The following is an 18,098-nucleotide window of genomic DNA, read 5'->3' on the forward strand; positions in this document are numbered from 1 at the left end:
GTTCCAAAGTGATCAAGAGAACGGGTAATATCCCGTCCGATTAAGCTGCTCCGCAATGACACGATACCCTCTTGCATTAGGATGTACTCTATCCCAGAACAACAGTTCACGTTCACGACCTTCGAACCTGTCATAGACCTGAGCACACGCATAGTTGCCTGATCCCGCTCCATTCAGAAACGAATTATATTGGCGCACCCAGTACGCAGCTTCCGTCGCTTGTGGATACGGGTTGTACAATCCGATGGATCGGACCATATACTCATGGTTGCCCTTTAACTGCCGAATGTGCCGCATGATCTGAGATACATTACTGCGGGTTTCTCCAAGCACCTGTGTCATTTTGCTGGCATTTAGAATGCCATTACTTGCTTTGAACGTACGAATCAGATCATTCCCGCCAATGGATATGGTAATGATATCCGCTTCACGGAGCGATTGCCGCACTCGGGGATGCGAAGAGATCATCTGCAACATTTCCCCCGACGTCAGTCCATTCACGCCCATATTTTCCATGGATACAAACGTACGAACATTCATTTCTGCCATTCGCCGATATAAAGGAACAAAGCCGGTGCCCAGCAACGCTCCTGTACCTACCGTTAATGAATCTCCTATAGCCACATATCGATATACCATCCCGTCGCCCCTCTCTGCTGTGATTTCTCTGAACAATAATGAACTGCTCTATATCTTATGATGGGTGGCAAGACAAGGCGCGGGATGGTGTCCTTAGGCATGCACCTTTCTTTTGCATAAAACCATATTTCTTCTTCTGTAGAGGTAAAAAAAAGAAAAAAGCCCTGCCGCATAACGCGGCAGAGCCTGATTCATTGCAATGCATTACATGCCTATGGTCCGATCCGAATCAACGGAATCTGATTGTTCCTTGTTCGGGAACGGCCACCAGTTGGCCCGGCCAAACATCTTCACCATCACTGGGACGAAGAATGGCAGGAACAGCAGAGAGTACAAGATCAGTCCGCTAAGGACTACTGTGGCAATCTGCATCATCGAGAGAACACCGGATGGATACATCGCAGCAAATGTACCGCTCAGAATGACTGCGGCAGATAGAATAACGGTGCCCATGTTTTTCATCGCGTACAACATCGCATCCTGTACTTTCATACCTTTGTTCTCATTGAAACGGTCCATCAGGAAGATGCTATAATCCACACCAAGTGCAATCAGCATAACAAATCCGAAGAACGGAGTAACCCAGCTAATGCCTGCGAATCCGAGGATATTAACAAAGATCACTTCGGTTAACGCCATCGATGTGAAATAAGCCAGTAATAAGGAAACAATCAGATACAATGGCATAATGACCGAGCGAAGCAGTACGACCAGAATAATAAATGTGCCTGCCAGCATCAGCATTACAGTACGTGTATAGTCGTTATTCGAGATCTCCTGCAAATCTGCAAACGTGCTGGTAACGCCACCTATGGCGATATCTGCTTTTTCAAGTGTACTGCCTTGTACCGCGCGATGTACTGCCGCCTCAATGTCAGGAACACGATCAATGGCTTCTGTTCCGTATGGATTTTCGGCGAGAATAACATCAATCGTCATCGTTTTCCGATCTTCAGACAGATACGTATCAAATACCTGTGTGAAGTCTTTGCTGTTCAGTGCTTCTTCAGGAACGTACCAGCCTGCCAGATCGGAATCTGGTGAATTTTGCAATTGCGTCAGGTAGTCCTGCGCTGAATCCAGTCCACCGGATACCTGTTTAATACCATCGACACTTTGATTCAAGCCATCTGTCAGTTGTGTCAGCTGACCACTCAGATCCGAGAAGCCTTGCTGAATTTTCTCCTGACCACCCTGAAGCTGGCCAAGTCCATCCTGAATGGAAGGAATTTCACTAATCACTTTACCCTGACCATCCGCAGCCTGTTTGAGACCGGATTGCAACTGACCGATTCCCGTTACAATCTGGCCCAGGCCATCGGCAAGCGCCTTTTGTCCGGCTGCTGCGGAGGCAAACCCTTCATTGGCCTGATTAATTCCAGCAGCGGCTTCCCCAAGTTTGGTCTTAATCTGACCCAAACCTTGAGCAAGCTGCGCTGTGCCAGAACCTGTTTCTCCAATCGTACCTTTGATACGCTGGTAATCAGCATCTTGCTGCAATTCAGGATAACGCTCTTCAAGTGCTGTGAAGGATTCGGACAGACTGGTTAGAGCTGTTGAAACCCCGTTCAGCTGTTGTTCCAGTTCGCGGGTCCCATCCCCCAGTGCAGCGACCCCTGCTCCCGCCTGACGATAGGCTTCAAGCAACTGATTGTTCGCCTGCGCAAGCTGATCTGCACTCGTTTTGGCTTGCTGAAGTCCGGCTTTCAGATCACCCGCACCTGCGGAACCATCACGAATACCTTTTTCAATCTGCCCTAGTCCCTCACTGAGTTGCGTGATACCCGATTGCAACTGGGAGGTTCCTTTGGTAAGTTCACCTGCTCCATCAGCAGCTTCTTTTAACTGTGGTTCATTTTTACTTAGCTGACTGCTGGCTTCACTCAGTCCATCACGGATTTTGTCCAGACCCGTCTTGCCTTCACCCAGTCCATCCGATAATGTTCCCACTTGCTGTGTAACTTCAAAATCTTTAATCTCATCACCCGTAGGTCGTGTCATACTACGGACACCAGAGACTCCGGCTACTTTCTCTACTTCCCGGCTAATTTTCTCGGCAACGGCCATATACTTTGCATTATCCATCTCTTCATCGTTCTGGATGACGATCTGACCCGGCAGTGATTCACCCGGACCGAAGCTGTCAGAGATAATGTTAAATGCTTTTACGGAATCATATTTCTCGCCAATCTCATCGAGACTGTTGAACGACAGTTTGCCATCGTAGGTTGCCAGAAGAGGCACACAGACAGCTGCAACGATGAGCAGCGCAGCCCATGGACGTTTTAGTGAAAAGCGACCAGCTGCACCATAGATCTTGCTCTCGGCATGTTCAAGTGAACCCTTCGACGGCCAGAATAACTTCTTGCCTAACACCGCCATGAAGAATGGCACGATGGTCACCAAGGCAAGCATCATCACTGCAATACCTACAGCTACGGCAACCGCAGAACGGTACAACATAAACTGGGCAAATCCGATCGCAATGAATCCAACCAGCACAGCTAGTGCTGAGAAGAGTACCGTTTTACCGGCAGTACGATAGGTCGCAATGATGGCATCCCACGTATTCTCATGATGAGCCAGTTCTTCCTTGAACCGACTGATCAACAGGATGCAGTAATCCGTACCAATCCCAAACATGACGGCGACCATAAAGATCTGTGTAAACGTGGATATCGGGAAGTCCATCCCATCCACCAGAAATGCAACAATCTGTTGCGATACAATGTAACTGATCCCCACCGTCAGTAGCGGTACAAACGGAGCTACAAACGAACGGAAGACCAAGAACAGAATGAGTAAAATAAAGACAACGGTAATATATTCCGATTTCTTAAGCCCCTCTTGGGAACTTTCAATGGTGTCCTCATCAATCAGACCTTTACCGGTTATGTAGTGCTCCACATTGACGGACTTCAATGCTTCATTCAGGTCTTCCCGCATTTCCTTGACCGTACGATCTCCCTGATCAATGGATAGCGATGTTAGAATCGTTTTTCCGTCAGCTGAGATCATCTTCTCGGACAGTTCAGGCTGAGAGAAAGGTTCCAGAATGGACAGAATACCGAGCTTCTCCTTGTCGGCCTCCAATTGCTTAACGGCCTTCTCTGCCTCTTGTTTCCCCGTGGTGCCCAGCCCATCGGGATTATAGAATACAAGGGCGATCTGGCTCCCCTGTTGTTCTCCTTTTTGTGCTGCAGCTTCATTCAGAATCGCTGCTGCCTGGGTGGAAGAGTACCCTTCCGGAACCGAAAACTGTCCCTTTTCCCGAATCAGTTCACTCATGTTAGGGGCGGTAAACATCAACACGGCAGCTACAACAACCCATAGCCCCATTAACCACCATCTTGCTTTTAGTATCGTTCTCATTCGTTCTCCCGTCCTCCTTCATGCGATAGCAAAGCTGCAAGCTTCTCAAAAGATTCAATGAAAATTCGGACTTCTTCCGGTTTAAAATGAACCAGATACGGCTCCAGAATCTGCTGTATTTCCTGTTCTGTTTCCCTGTATACCTGTCGTCCGGTATCCGTCAGTGTCAGATATACAACGCGGCGGTCACGTTCATCCCCGGCCCGATGGACCAGATCGCGATCCACCAGCTTGTTGACCAAAGCGGTAATGCTACTCTTACCTATACACAGAAGCTCTGCAAGATCAGAGGGCGTGCAGAAAGGTTTCTCTTCAATCAGACGAAGTGCGCAGAACTGATCGGTCGTTATGGTCTGCCCCACTTGTTCGCGTATCCGCGTATCAAACCGCTTATTGACCATAAAGGAAGCATCCAAATAGCGGTTCACCAAACTTTTTGCATCCGGTGTACTCATTCTTCATTCTCCTTTCCCAAATCTATATAGTTCACTTAACGAACTATTCTTCTGTGAAACTATTCTATAATGAAACAATCTTACAAAGCAATACTTTTTTCCTGCTTTTTAGATGAAAACGACAAAAAAACAGGACGTCCGACTCAGCTCATTGCCAAATCCAACATCCTGTACTGATGATAATCCATATATTTCTTAAAGTAATAAAAGGTCTCTGTGCTACTCTTCGTCCGTATCTTCCTCTTTTTCAAGCACACAACGGAATCGCTCCACACCTGGGTATAATTCACCCAGACTATATACCACAAACCCCGTATTCCGATAAAACTCGACGGCTTCCAACTCGGTCTCCGCAATCAGTCTATCGGGATTGTATGTTGCCAACAGTTGTGAGATCATACCACGTCCATAATTTTTAAAGCGGTTTTCAGGCAAAACCGAGATATGATGAATGGTAACCTCACTTGTTCCTGTCTTCTCATATCCAATCAGACCGATCAATTGTCCCTCATCTTCGTAACCGCCCATTTGCAATTCGTCTTTCTCTACATATTGTTGCAACGCACGGTTCAAGTGATCCGGATCAGGAAAAACCGAGTAGGACAATAGTTCCTGTACTTCCGGCTCCTGTATGCGTGATTTCAGATTAATTAACACCTTGATTCCTCCTATACCTTGCTTGTTTCCGTTATCGTATTGTAGTCGTTAGCCTCTAAAAGTTCAAGTCGTGTGCCGATTCAGCTCCGATACCCTCCAGCACATTTTGCTCAGCATTGGTATCGTGATAACGGTTGCAACCATTCTTTTGCACATAGGATAAAATCTTCCCGTTCTGATCTGCGACAGCCACACGCGTGTGGCTCCCTCCTCCATCCATCCCTATTACATATGTATTCATCCTTAACCATCTCCCTTCCGACCACACATTAAGATTGCCGGGTCCATTGTCAGGTCCCGGCAGAGAATTTATTGCTTTTGCACAGCGAAACGAAGCAGTTCACAACGAAATTGTGTCGGTTCATCATACTTTTCCTCTTCAATCGTCTGTGTAACGTGTTCCTGAAGCAGAATATTCCAGCCTTTGTAGGCATCCTCCAGTATAGCAATCGCCTCGGCTGTGGGCAGGTTCAGTTCAATTAATGGTTTAATCTCCTTGCCTGTATTGATTTCTTTCTCCTCCACATTGGTACTCATCGTAATACAATGAATGCCCCCTGTACGAGTTCCGGCCTGTAACCGGTCTATCGCTTCCATGAAGGCTTGCTTATTTGAGACATGTTCCAGACAAGAACAAGCAGCGATATAGTCAAAATAGTTTGGTTCCACAGCATAATGTTCAACATCTGCTTTCACTGCCTGCACGATATGATCAACCTGATATTCTTTCGCATACTTGCGAAGTCCGTCTACGGCCTCATCCAGTAAATCCACACCGATGACTTCACTCTTCGTTTTTACAAGGCGCTGTGCAATCGGTATCGTATGCCTCCCCACTCCGCATCCCAGATCGAGGACACGCAACTCCTCCTTGTGAGCAAGTAAGCGTTCCAGCATATCCATCACCATAGGCACGGGCCTCGACATCCAGGTACCAGAGGCGAATAATTCATTATTCTGATAGAAATTGGAATGATAACCTTCCTCTGCTTTTCGTGCAGCCTCAAATTGTTCGTTTCCCATCAAGATACCCCCATCGTTTAGTAAATGATTTGCATCTTCTACTTAATACCCAGATTGTCACAAAAAAATCAATTAAAAGCAGGTGACAGATTTTTCTTCATAAAGGATTCCAGTGCCGCCTCATATCCGGTGCGATCGACTTGAAACGCTGTGCCATGACCGGCACGGGGGACGGTCAGCAATTCCTTTTTGGTTGGGCAGGCTTCATACAACCTGTACACCATTTCCGTTGGTACAAACGTATCAGCCTCTCCGTGGATGAATAACACGGGAATGTTAACTTTGGCAAGCTGCTTGAGAGCAGAAGCCTCTCTAAAGGAATACCCTGCTTTCCACCGGGAGATCAGACTTGTGACAGGTATAAACGGAAATGCAGGTAGCTTGTATAATTGCTTCAACTGGAACGTCAGTTCTTCTTCCACGGATGTATACGCACAATCAGATACAATCGCTTTAACCTGAATCGGCAGAACTTCACCACCTGTCATCAGTACGGTTGCTCCTCCCATGGATATGCCGTGCAATATGATTTCCCCTTGTGTACCCACTTTTTCAAGCACCCAGTTGGTCCACTGGACATAATCCTTCCGATCTAACCAACCAAAACCAATGATATCACCTTCACTCTGTCCATGACCTCGATCATCTGGCATGAGTACGTTATAACCATGCTTTTCCGCATAAAACCGGGCGAATCCAGCCATTTCTCTGCCTCTCCCCGAATAACCATGTGCCAGAATAACCGTCTGATTCGACCCTTTATTGGAACCGAGCCATGTACCATACAGTTTTAATCCATCATGTGATTGAAGAGATATCTCTTCTGTAGGCTGAGCATCCAGCCACTTCAGGTCAGAAGCACTGCTAATGATTTCATTGTCCGGTTCAGGCATCAGATTTGGATTATCTACCAAAAACGTTTTTGGCGTACGGCGAATGGCCGTTTTGAAAAAATAAAGCCCTCCTGTCCACAGAAGTGCAAGAACGATCAGTACCAGTACTGCAAGTACGTAGAATAACATGAACGAGCCCTACCCTCTTTCCTTATTAAGATATATTCAATCTTTACTTACTCGTTGCAGTGCTGCACATGCTGCTTGATAGGCGGGTAACAAAGCATCCAGCAAAGGTTCTGCTTTCCGTGATTGACCTTCCTTCGCGAACTGCTCTATCTGAGCAAACAAAGTTGATAAATAACGAATCCCTAGGCTCAAACTCCCTGATTTCAGATCATGGGCTACCTCGGTTGCAGCAACATGGTCACCGGACACAATATGTCTGCGCAGCACCTCAATCTTGCCAGGTGTATCGGTACGATACATGTCCAACAACATACCAAGGAGTGTACGATCGCCATCGGTGTTTAATTCCGCAATCTCATGTACGATGCTCATATTTAGTACCTCGGTCGGTTCGGAGGATTGCTGCCACTTCTCGATCATCTTACTCAAAATTTCCAGCGTGAAGGGTTTGCCAATAAAGTCATTCATCCCGGCTTCCATACACTTGTCTTTCTCTCCCTGCATGACATTACCTGTCATTGCAATGATTGGTGTGGTATGGCGCATTTCATCCATTTCTATCGAGCGGATTTTGCGTGTTGCCTCCAAACCGTCCATCACTGGCATCATATAATCCATGAGAATCAAACTGTATTTTTTGCTGAGAAAAGCAGCTATTGCCTCTTCCCCATTCACTACAGCGTCCACTTGGGTTATTCCCAGTTTTTTGAGCTGCAACATAACAAGCTGCCGGTTGATGACATTATCATCGGCCAGCAATACAGATACAGAAGGAGCTTCATCATCCATATCCTGCCCCTGATGCTCTTGAGCGGAAGCAACAGACTGGTTACCGTCTTTCTTACCAAGTGTAAGTTCGAACCAGAATGTTGATCCTTCACCCTCCTGACTGTCTACTCCAATCTGACCTTCCATCAGTGTAACGAGCGACTTGCAGATCGATAATCCAAGGCCCGTTCCTCCATACTCACTTGAGCGTCCTCGTTCAGTCTGCACGTAGGGTTGAAATAACTGGTTCTGATCTTCTTCCGAGATACCAATCCCCGTGTCTTCGACTTCAAATCGGATCATTTGTGTAATCTCATCATCTTTCATAAGGGCGACTCGTATCCGCACTGTACCTTCTGATGTGAATTTGTTCGCATTCTGAATTAGATTGATCAGTATCTGTGTAATCCTCGTTGAATCCCCTTCAAGAAGGGTAGAGATTCTGGGGTCACAGTCTATCGATAACTGATTTCCGTTCTTTCTGACTTGGGGTTCGAGCAAACGAACAATATAGTTTATCGTCTCTTGCAGATCCACTTCTCCCAGTTCAAGTCGCATCTGACCCGCCTCAAGTTTGGACAGATCCAGAAGATCCTCAATCAGCTTAAGCAACAGTTTGGTAGCATCCTGTATAACGGAAACGGAATTCTCCTGTTCTTCAGACAATGGAGACAGCTTCAGCATCTCAGCCATCCCCAATATGCCATTTAATGGCGTACGAAAATCATGACTGATGCCTGCAATAAATGCGATTTTTGAATCACCTGCGTCTACTGCTTGCTGACGTGCAGCTTCAAGACTGTTATTGTTCTTTGCAAGCAGACGCTGGAGTGTCACCAGTTCATTATTCATATCCGAGAATTCCGTAAGTATCCGTTCCTCTTGCTCTTTACTCCGGATCATCTGATCTGATAACTGCTTAATCGTTCTGCGTAGCCTCTGTATCTCTCCGCTCTCATTAGACATCACAACATCCCTCTCCTAATCCCTAACCATATCAAGATAATTACATGTAACTGGCTGAGACAGTAATTGTTCTGCAACCGCTATCGCTTCATCGGCTCCTGGAGCATAACCGTCAGCTCCTATCGTTTTCCACAACTCCTGATCAATATTAAAGGGATATCCCCCCACCATAATCTTCACATGTGCCGTTGCCGGATGATGACGGATCAGATGAATCAACTCTTTGGCCAGATGAAGGTGATACGTCATCGTAACTGAAATCGCAACAACATCGCCCTGATGCCGCTCTATAGCCTCTATGACACTTCCATTGGGAACATTGGCTCCCAGATAGTGCGTATCCCAACCTTCCATCTCGAACACATCTGTGAGCATACGCAGTCCGATCTCATGTTGCTCACTGCCTACACAGGTAGCCACTAGTTTTTTATCCTGACCCGTATGAATCAGCCAGCGGGAATAAAGACGTGATATGAATGACTGGGTCGTTGCCGTACAAAAGTGTTCTTGCCCCACACTGATACGATGGCATTGCCACAATCGTCCAATTTCATATTGGGTGGGCTGAAAGATATATCGATAAATATCTCGAATTGTCACCCCGGCTTCTAACTGGGCTTCAATGATCTCAAAGGCTTCTTTCCGTTTATTCTCAAGCAAGCACTGTAAGTACGATTGCGCGGCATCTCCATATGGCATGGATTCGTTGATGTAACCCGCTTGTGACTCCATATGTGTTGTTCTATATATTCCCATCTCCAGATACTCGAGCAGAAGTGCCTTTGACGGATGGTCAAATTCTTCTTCCAATGTCTCTTTGATCAGATTGAGATTAATCGCCAGGTCTTCTGGTGATACCTTATAACCCTCAAGTAGAACTTTCAGCCAGGCAATATAATGAGTAAACAGACCTGGACTCTGTACGAGCGTACTTTCTGCCAAATAGTTCAAGCTATACTCCGAATCCTGTTTGGTTCGCATTTTTCCATTCTCGCCAAATCGCTCAAGTAAATCGGGCTGTCTGAGATACTGTTTCTCCGTTATTTTATCAGCTAAGTTCGCAGATTCTTGGAGCAAACGTTCTCCTGCTTCTTGATGACTCATAGATGCACCCCTCCTCATACCCGCATCACACTCAATCTTCATTCGTGACTAATCCAGAATGAGATTGATGTTAGCTAACTTGCAATCGGGATAGGTTCTTCTACTTGATCCAATCCATCCATTCCGCTCTTAATCGTTATGTTCCATTATACATGAACTTTCGATAATCATGTTTTACACACGATGAATGTATAGAACAATCTTCCTATATTATGGAGGGCCTTGCAAGTCAGTCAGCCAGTATATACCTGTACTTTTCAAGATCCACAAAAAAAACTGACCTGCGTTATGAACGCAAGTCAGTTTTCCCTTCTGCCGCCAGTCCCAGCTTCTTCAACATCTTAATCGCAGCTACTTTCTCGGAAGGGTCAAGTCCTTCCAAAGCATCAATGATGACCTGATGGTGTTGAGGAAATATCTGTGTGAACAATTCTCTTCCTTCCTCGGTTAACTCAGCGTAAATGACACGCCGATCTTCCTTGGATGGTCGACGAAACAGCAGATTTTTATTTTGCAACTTATCTACAACATACGTAATATTACCACTAGACATTAACACCTTTTCACCAATCTTTTGCAATGCCTGTGGTCCCTTATGATATAACAAATCAAGCACACCAAATTCTGTCGTATTCAGTCCGTGACTCTGAATGTCCCGATTGGAACGTGAGGTCACAGAATTGTAGGCCCGAACAAGAACCACGAATAATTGTAAAGACAGTTCCCGGTTGTCCTCCGTGTTCAGCATTTCAATAATCCTCCATCAGTTGTTTACATTTCGGCTCGTATGAGGGGCCAGCTTCTGCTCCCACTCCTCACGGAGCATCCCCATACGAATTGAATCATAGTACTGTCCGCGAACGATACGACACTTCCGCATTCGCCCCTCCACCTGTAATCCGGCTTTCACAGCCGCACGCATCATACGTTCATTACCAGACCAAGTAGTCAATCCAACCCGAACCAAAGGCATCTGTTCGAACAAATGACTTGACCACATGACAAGTGAGCGTGTGCCAACCCCGCGTCCCCACTCGACAGATCTGTATATTACAATCCCCATTTCCAGCCACATGGATAACTCATCTTCTATGTAATAGCTGATTGTACCCACAATTTGTCTGTCGGATTCAATAATACGGATTGATACGGGTCTGGAATCGCCTGGATCTACGTCCATACGTTTGAGCATACCTTGTTCAAAACTTTCATAACTTTCGTGTTTAAGTGGGTAATAGGGTGCATCCCATTGCTTCCATTCAGGTACGTCATCACTGTAGATCAATTCATAGAGTTCTTTCAGATCCTGTTTCTCCACACACCTGAGTACAAGTTCACCATCAACGATTGGCAGTTCTTTCATACGATGAAAATCACCCTCTTCCATATTAAGAACGATGAAGCTCTTCGATACTTCCATCCGCATTGGCAAGAATGACTGTACTAGCCATATCAACAAATAGTCCGTTATCAACAACACCTGGTAACATATTCAATTGAACATTAAGGTCCGCAGCGTGATCAATCGCCTCCAAGTGGCAATCTGCTATCAGGTTTCCGTTGTCTGTCAGATAACGTTGCTGTCCATCCATCCGCCACTGTGGTTGACACCCCAATTTTTCGAGCGCCTGGAAGGTCCACTCAGAAGCAAATGGAACCACCTCAACTGGAAGCGGGAATTTCCCCAACTTTTGCACGGCTTTGCTGCCATCCGCTACAATAATCAATTTGTCACTATTGGCCGCCACGATTTTCTCACGCAAAAGAGCCCCGCCCCCCCCTTTAATCAGGTTAAATTCGGGATCAACTTCATCAGCACCATCAATGGTCAGATCCAGACGTCCAATCTGGTCAAATGGGACGATGGGAATCCCCCATTCACGGGCAAGCTTGTCCGAAGCCTCTGAAGTGGCAACCGCTTGAATGTTCAATCCATCACGTACCCGCTCACCGATCCGGCAGATGGCATAATAAGCTGTTGAACCTGTACCCAATCCAACCTTCATTCCATCTTCAACATATTCTGCCGCACGCTCTGCTGCTATCTGTTTAAGATTCATCTATAAACCCCCGCTGCTCATAATTTGAGAAATGCATATGTAGTTATTATAGATAAAACCGCTTCCGATGTATATCCGTGCCTTCTGTTGCATCTCTGCCATCATATTTTTGTTTTGTTGAAGGATGTATTTTTACCCACCATGTTATAGAATACAGAATGAAGCTAAAAAATGGGAAATTTTAAAATAAACAGTTCTAAATACCTATAAACCATCTGATATGTCCATAAATACGTAAAATATTAAAAAAAATTTAACGATACTATTCAATTTAACGACATTTTATACGACATATTAATTATAGATGTGTTTTAATAATTAGACACCTATGGTTCATACGGTACATAAGTCTCTACGAAAGCGACTGATAAACCAAGACCATGGTCGCATAAATTTCCTTTGGAGGGGATCACGGAATGATCTAGTTCACTGTACCAATGCAACCCTAAAGTTTCTTAATTTAAAGAAGATCAGGAGTGGAATTTAGTGAAATCATTAAGTTGGAAAAGCATGTCGTTTTTCTCCAAAAATTTGTTACTCTCATTTACCAATATCGTTATCATCGGGGTAGCACTTATCGCAAGCAGTTACTATTTTCAAAAAACAGTTCTTGTTGAACAGCTGCATGGACAGGTGGAACAAATTACCAAAAAATGGGCTGAAGATATCAATCCTGCCGAGGTACAAGCTGCTATTACGGAAGGTAGCTATGATGGAGCAACACAAACGAAATTACGAGCGTATTTCGATGAGATGCAAGAATATTATCCTAACATTGCACAAGCCTACATCTTCGGTGTTGAGCTCGGTGGCGATAACAAGAGATTAACTTCCCTTGTAGCGATGCCAACCAACCTAAGAGAGGCTTTTCAAAGTGAGAACGTAAATATTGGTGACATGTATGAGCAGCCGGTCGTTGTAGCCAATGCACTGAAAGAAATGCTTAATACGGATCGCCCAACATTCACAACATTTTATTCCGATGATTTCGGAACATGGACAACCATTGCATATCCAATCAAAGACAGCAACGGAAAGATTTTCTCATATTTTGCCGTTGATGCAGATGCATCAGCCGTACCCGCGGGACTAAACTCCTTGCTCAAAAACGGAATTATCATCCTTGTGGCCTTCTTGCTGTTATTCCTGATTATCCAATACCTTGTAGTTAAAAACACACTTTCCCCTATCCGTCACTTGATCAAAGGAATTGATGACGTAAGTCGGGGTAATTTGAATGTCAACATTCCGACAGGCAAAGACGATCTGGGACTCGTTAACGAGAAGTTCAACACCATGGTTCGCAAAATCAACGATACTATCGTTAAAGTGCAAATCACGTCACAAGAAGTAAATCAGTCTGCCAAAGAGCTATATGAAGTTTCCGAGCGCAACAGTGAGAATGCAGATTCTATCAATAATAATGTAACTCAAATCACTTCCAACATTCGTTCACAGGAACAGGCAACCCGGGATAGTGCACGTGCCATGTCCGAGATGGCTACCGTAATCCAGACGATTGCCAGCAGCTCGGCAAGTGTAGCGGATGAAGCCTATGAGATGGAACGTCGTTCGCAACAAGGTAACAGCGTTGTCCGTCAGGTGTCTGAACAGATGAATCTGATTACGGAATCGGTTAAGAATACCGCTTCTGCCATTGAGGTTCTGGAGAGTCGTTCACAGGAAATCGGCGATATTCTCAATATCATCTCGGGTATCTCCAGCCAGACCAACTTGCTTGCTCTTAATGCTTCCATTGAAGCAGCTCGTGTTGGTGAAGAAGGAAGAGGATTTGCAGTTGTTGCAGGTGAAGTACGCAAACTTGCCGAGCAGTCTGAACAAGCAACCAGCCAGGTTGGCGTATTGATCCAAGAGATTCAAGCTGGAATTAAACAAGCTGTACGTGCAATGGAACAAGGTACGTCAGAAGTAGATACAGGACTCAGCGTAGCCGATCAAACAGGACAACTGTTCGAAGATATTTTAGAAGCAGCGAAAAAAGTATCTAATCAGATTCAGGAAGTATCAAGCGCGACAGAAGAAATCTCTGCGGGTACGGAGGAAATGACCGCTACAGCGGACGACTTGTCTTCAAGCGTAAGCAAGACAGCAAACAGCAGTGAACAAATTTCCTCATCTGTTGATGAGCAAAAAGCATCTTTGATAACACTGGTAGACTCCTCCACACGCCTTAACAGTATGTCTGAGGAACTCCAAGAATTGATCTCTCATTTCAATGTAAGCAAACAATAATTCAAATCCACAAACATTCGGTTTGAACCAAGGAGGAATAACTGAAGTGATTGAAAACCAACCATCTTCTTCCCATTCCATGGAATCTAGCTTGCCAGTTTTGCAGATTCCACTGGATTTTGGGCGACGTCAACAATCATTCTCTTATCAGTCTGCTCAAATCACATTACATGCTTCTCTGAGCCGTGAACTTAAACAGAAGTATGGAGAACAGATGGTGTACCCGGTACTCCTCTCAGCTTATGCAGCCTTGTTATTCCGATTGTCAGCTGAACAGGAACTTGCCATAGGTATACTCTCCCCCGATCAGGCAGGTTCCTATCTTTCATTACAGATTCAGGGGAAATTGACCTTCAACCAACTATGTCATCAAGTTACAGAGCAGCTCAAGATTGAATACACGTTGCAAAACGGTGGATACCCTGAATCGTTTTTTATGCTGAATAGTGTACAGTTGCCTCAAGCTCCTCAAATATTAAATTGGAACGTTCGAGATGATCAGAACATGCTCATCCTCGATCTGTTCTATGATAGTTCATTATTGAAAGAGTCTACCGTGCTGAGATATGCAGAATATTATCAGACTCTTCTACTCGCTCTTGTGCGTGACGGTGAGAAAGCAATCGGTACGGTAGATATTCTTTCCGCCTCAGATCGATTGCTTTACCGTGAAATGAATGATACTTCTGTTCTCGAACCAGAGAATCAAACGGTTCATGGCTGGTTCGAAGCAACGGCAGCGGCATATCCGGATTCACCAGCGATAACATCGCCATCCAAAAGTTATACGTACAGGGAATTGAATGAACGAGCTAATCAGGTTGCACGTGTTCTGTTATCCAATGGATTGAAGAAAGGTGAATTCGTCAGTATCTTTATGGATCGAAGTCTGGAGACGATCATCTCCCTGCTTGGTATTCTGAAGGCAGGTGGTGCGTATGTTCCGATCGACCCTGAGCATCCACAAGAACGTAACAGTTATATCGTGGAAGATACGGCATCCTCCTTCGTGCTGACAACGGAGGCTTCTTATGCCCAAGCTTCCAGCTTGTTCTCCAGTATAGCTACGGTCCGTCAGATTCTCGCTGTGGATGGTCGTTTAGCCGGATTTGCTGCAAGTAACCCCAATCTGGATATTCAGCCCGATGATCTTGCGTATATTATCTACACGTCAGGGTCGACCGGTAAACCCAAAGGTGCACTGATTGCCCACCGGGGTGTAACCAATCTTGGCAGTGTGGTTCAGCGTGATTGTGACATTCAACCAGGTGATGTATTAACCCAGTTTGCTACATACAGCTTTGATGCATCCGTGTGGGATACCATTGGCGCCTTGTTCTATGGAGCAGAATTATATCTGTTGTCTGCGGAAGAACGTGTATCCGTTGAAGAATTCGCAAGTGCAATTGAACGGACAGGAACAACCATCATTACGATACTGCCTACGATTTTCTTCAATCAGCTTGCTTCCTACTTATCCGATGAAGGTTTCCACAAGCTGGCCAAAGTCAGGATCATTACTGTAGCCGGAGAAGCGTTATATGGTGAACAGGTTCGTGCCTTCCAGCGCAAATTCGGAAACCAGATTGATATTGTTAATGTGTACGGACCTACCGAATGTACAGTAGCCACAACTACTCACCGCATCAGTGAGCAGGTTCCCGAACATGTGGTGAACATCCCTATCGGTAAACCGATTCATAACTACAAAGTATACATTGTAAATGAAGAACAACAGCTCTGTCCGGCAGGTGTACCTGGTGAGGTATATATTGCTACCCCTGCATTGGCCAAAGGTTATCTGAATCAGCCAGAACGTACAGCGCAAGCATTCATTGAGAATCCGTTTGCGATAGGTGAGAAAATCTACAAGTCTGGCGATATTGCCAAATTGCTGGATACCGGGATGCTGGAATATGTTGGTCGCAGTGACTCTCAGTTAAAAATTCGTGGTCACCGGATTGAGATCGGGGAGATTGAAGATCACTTTGCACGGCTTGATCAGATCCAGAACGTTGCCATCATTCCGAAAAAAGAATCCGATGGACAAAATATGCTGGTTGGTTACTTTACATCGAAAGATGGCAGTACCCTCTCTGTTATGGACATCAAGGCAGAACTGACGGAGAAACTTCCTTCTTATTTTGTACCAAAGTGGATCTGTCAGCTGGATGAAATGCCGATTGCACCAACTGGAAAAATCAATCGCAAAGCGATGGTATCCCTGCCTCATGTGGAACGACATGAAGATCGCCCTGACCGGGTCATGCCTGAGACGGAGACGGAATCCATTATCCTGGACGCATGGAAAGAAATCCTTCAGCACGATGACTTCGGTGTCGAAGACAGTTTCTTCAATATCGGTGGGGATTCACTCCGGGTCATTCATGTACTGGTCATTCTGAAGCCACATTATCCGCAACTGAACATTGCCGACTTCTTTGCCGAGAAAACAGTCCGCGCTCTCGCTCGTCGTGTGGAAGTATTGTCTCTCAGTGCAGCAGTAGTTACGGATTCAGTGGTGACCGAAGGTATGATTACACAACTATCCGAACACCCTGTGGAGCTAACATCCCAGTTGGGTTATCCGCTCATTCGTGAACCTGAGCATGTGTTACTGACCGGAGCGACTGGTTATCTGGGCTCTCATGTGCTGCAACAGTTAATTCTGAATTCCAGTACACGAATCTACACCCTTGTTCGTCGACCTTCCAATGGAATAACTGCAATGGAACGTTTGACTAACGTGCTGGAAGGATATTTCGGCAAACAACTGACTGACCACCTCTCCACTCGCGTGGAGATTATTGAAGGGGATCTCGAACAACCTAATCTCGGTCTGTCCGATGAACAAAGGGCTTATGTTCAGGATCGAATTGACCGTGTCATCCACTGCGCTGCAGACGTACGTCATTTCGGCGATGCCGATCAGTTCGCCAAAACAAACGTGGAAGGAACGGTCGCATTGCTAGACTTGATTCGTAGCAAACCAGGTGCTTCCTTCCACCATGTATCCACGATGGGTATTCCGGAAGATCTGGCACTCAGCGGACAATGGGAATCTTCCCTGCAATATGATCGGTTCCCGGCTGACTTGCATGTGGACAACCTGTATTCGGACAGCAAGCTTGAAGCCGAGAAAGTGCTCATGATTGCGGCAGAGGAAGGTGTACCTGTCAGCATCTATCGTGCAGGTAATCTCACTTGCCACTCCGAAACTGGACGCTTCCAGTCCAATATTGATAGCAACGCCTTTTATCGTATGATCAAAGCGATGTTATTGCTCGGCAAGGCTCCTGCGGCTGACTGGATGGTTGATTTTACACCGATCAACTATGCAAGTGAAGCTATCGTTCATCTGGCCTTACGTCAGGATACCGCTGGTCGTGTATTCCACATCTGTAATCCGGAGCCCATCCGTTATGATGAGCTGATCCGTTCTGTGAATCGGGCTGGTTACGAAGTCGAGACGCTACCATTCGCGGATTACACACGTTGGTTGTTCGATGCGAGCATCAGCAAAGAGCCGGAAGCTCTTCAGTTGGCTATTGCACAGCTTGAAGGCGACGGTGCGAAGGATTCAGCATATGTCTATGCTTGCCCTGTCACCACGGCTTATGTGGAACCTGCCGGTATCTCATGTGCAAAAACAGATGATCGCTTCATCTCCGCCATGTTAGACTACGCCGTTCAGATTGGATATTTCCCGTCTGCAATCCGGCGCCATAACGGCACTTCTACAGCGATGGAGTAAGTTCACTTTATCATTAACATTTAAT

Annotated in this window: 14 protein-coding genes; 2 read left to right on the plus strand and 12 right to left on the minus strand. The window is 45.7% G+C overall.

Going from position 1 to position 18,098, the window contains the following annotated elements; genetic code table 11:
* Window positions 1-12: 12 nt before the first annotated feature.
* The 12 genes from MKY28_RS15185 to rpiA all read right to left on the minus strand — a co-directional run bounded on the left by MKY28_RS15185 (window position 13) and on the right by rpiA (window position 12,066).
* Window positions 13-639, minus strand: a complete 627-nt coding sequence (locus tag MKY28_RS15185) for a GDSL-type esterase/lipase family protein (RefSeq protein ID WP_340936313.1) — start codon at window positions 637-639, stop codon at window positions 13-15.
* Window positions 640-843: 204 nt separating this feature from the next.
* A complete protein-coding gene (locus MKY28_RS15190; protein WP_340019991.1) occupies window positions 844-4,011 on the minus strand; it encodes an MMPL/RND family transporter in 3,168 nt (1,055 codons plus the stop codon).
* Window positions 4,008-4,466: a MarR family winged helix-turn-helix transcriptional regulator gene (locus tag MKY28_RS15195; RefSeq protein WP_036609512.1), complete on the minus strand. Its 459-nt coding sequence runs from the start codon at window positions 4,464-4,466 to the stop codon at window positions 4,008-4,010. Before MKY28_RS15195 ends, MKY28_RS15190 begins: the two co-directional genes overlap by 4 nt.
* Window positions 4,467-4,685: 219 nt before the next feature.
* Window positions 4,686-5,123: a GNAT family N-acetyltransferase gene (locus MKY28_RS15200; protein WP_036609514.1), complete on the minus strand. Its 438-nt coding sequence runs from the start codon at window positions 5,121-5,123 to the stop codon at window positions 4,686-4,688.
* A gap of 55 nt (window positions 5,124-5,178) precedes the next feature.
* Window positions 5,179-5,364: a hypothetical protein gene (locus MKY28_RS15205; RefSeq protein ID WP_211081698.1), complete on the minus strand. Its 186-nt coding sequence runs from the start codon at window positions 5,362-5,364 to the stop codon at window positions 5,179-5,181.
* A gap of 68 nt (window positions 5,365-5,432) precedes the next feature.
* On the minus strand, window positions 5,433-6,146 hold the full coding sequence (locus tag MKY28_RS15210; RefSeq protein WP_340019989.1) for a class I SAM-dependent methyltransferase: 714 nt from the start codon (window positions 6,144-6,146) through the stop codon (window positions 5,433-5,435).
* A 68-nt stretch (window positions 6,147-6,214) separates the two neighbouring features.
* Window positions 6,215-7,168, minus strand: coding sequence for an alpha/beta hydrolase (locus MKY28_RS15215; protein ID WP_340019988.1), 954 nt, complete (start codon window positions 7,166-7,168; stop codon window positions 6,215-6,217).
* Between the two features lie 36 nt (window positions 7,169-7,204).
* The gene (locus tag MKY28_RS15220) at window positions 7,205-8,902 is read right to left on the minus strand and encodes an ATP-binding protein (RefSeq protein WP_076326897.1); all 1,698 of its coding nucleotides are present in this window, start codon (window positions 8,900-8,902) and stop codon (window positions 7,205-7,207) included.
* Between the two features lie 15 nt (window positions 8,903-8,917).
* Window positions 8,918-10,006, minus strand: a complete 1,089-nt coding sequence (locus MKY28_RS15225; RefSeq protein ID WP_076318470.1) for a cobalamin B12-binding domain-containing protein — start codon at window positions 10,004-10,006, stop codon at window positions 8,918-8,920.
* 286 nt (window positions 10,007-10,292) lie between these two features.
* Window positions 10,293-10,754: a MarR family winged helix-turn-helix transcriptional regulator gene (locus MKY28_RS15230; RefSeq protein ID WP_036670259.1), complete on the minus strand. Its 462-nt coding sequence runs from the start codon at window positions 10,752-10,754 to the stop codon at window positions 10,293-10,295.
* 15 nt (window positions 10,755-10,769) lie between these two features.
* A complete protein-coding gene (locus MKY28_RS15235; RefSeq protein WP_076318719.1) occupies window positions 10,770-11,369 on the minus strand; it encodes a GNAT family N-acetyltransferase in 600 nt (199 codons plus the stop codon).
* Window positions 11,370-11,394: 25 nt separating this feature from the next.
* Window positions 11,395-12,066, minus strand: coding sequence for a ribose-5-phosphate isomerase RpiA (gene rpiA, locus MKY28_RS15240; RefSeq protein ID WP_047842431.1), 672 nt, complete (start codon window positions 12,064-12,066; stop codon window positions 11,395-11,397).
* Window positions 12,067-12,576: 510 nt separating this feature from the next.
* Here rpiA and MKY28_RS15245 point away from each other — a divergent pair.
* Window positions 12,577-14,319 carry a methyl-accepting chemotaxis protein gene (locus tag MKY28_RS15245; protein WP_036610901.1) on the plus strand — a complete coding sequence of 581 codons (1,743 nt, stop codon included), beginning with the start codon at window positions 12,577-12,579 and terminating at the stop codon, window positions 14,317-14,319.
* A gap of 79 nt (window positions 14,320-14,398) precedes the next feature.
* Complete coding sequence (locus MKY28_RS15250) at window positions 14,399-18,073, plus strand: non-ribosomal peptide synthetase family protein (RefSeq protein WP_445670923.1); 3,675 nt, start codon at window positions 14,399-14,401, stop codon at window positions 18,071-18,073.
* Window positions 18,074-18,098: the final 25 nt, after the last annotated feature.

Origin of the sequence: Paenibacillus sp. FSL R5-0473, from assembly GCF_038004565.1 — a bacterium.
In the GTDB taxonomy this organism is placed as follows: domain Bacteria; phylum Bacillota; class Bacilli; order Paenibacillales; family Paenibacillaceae; genus Paenibacillus; species Paenibacillus amylolyticus.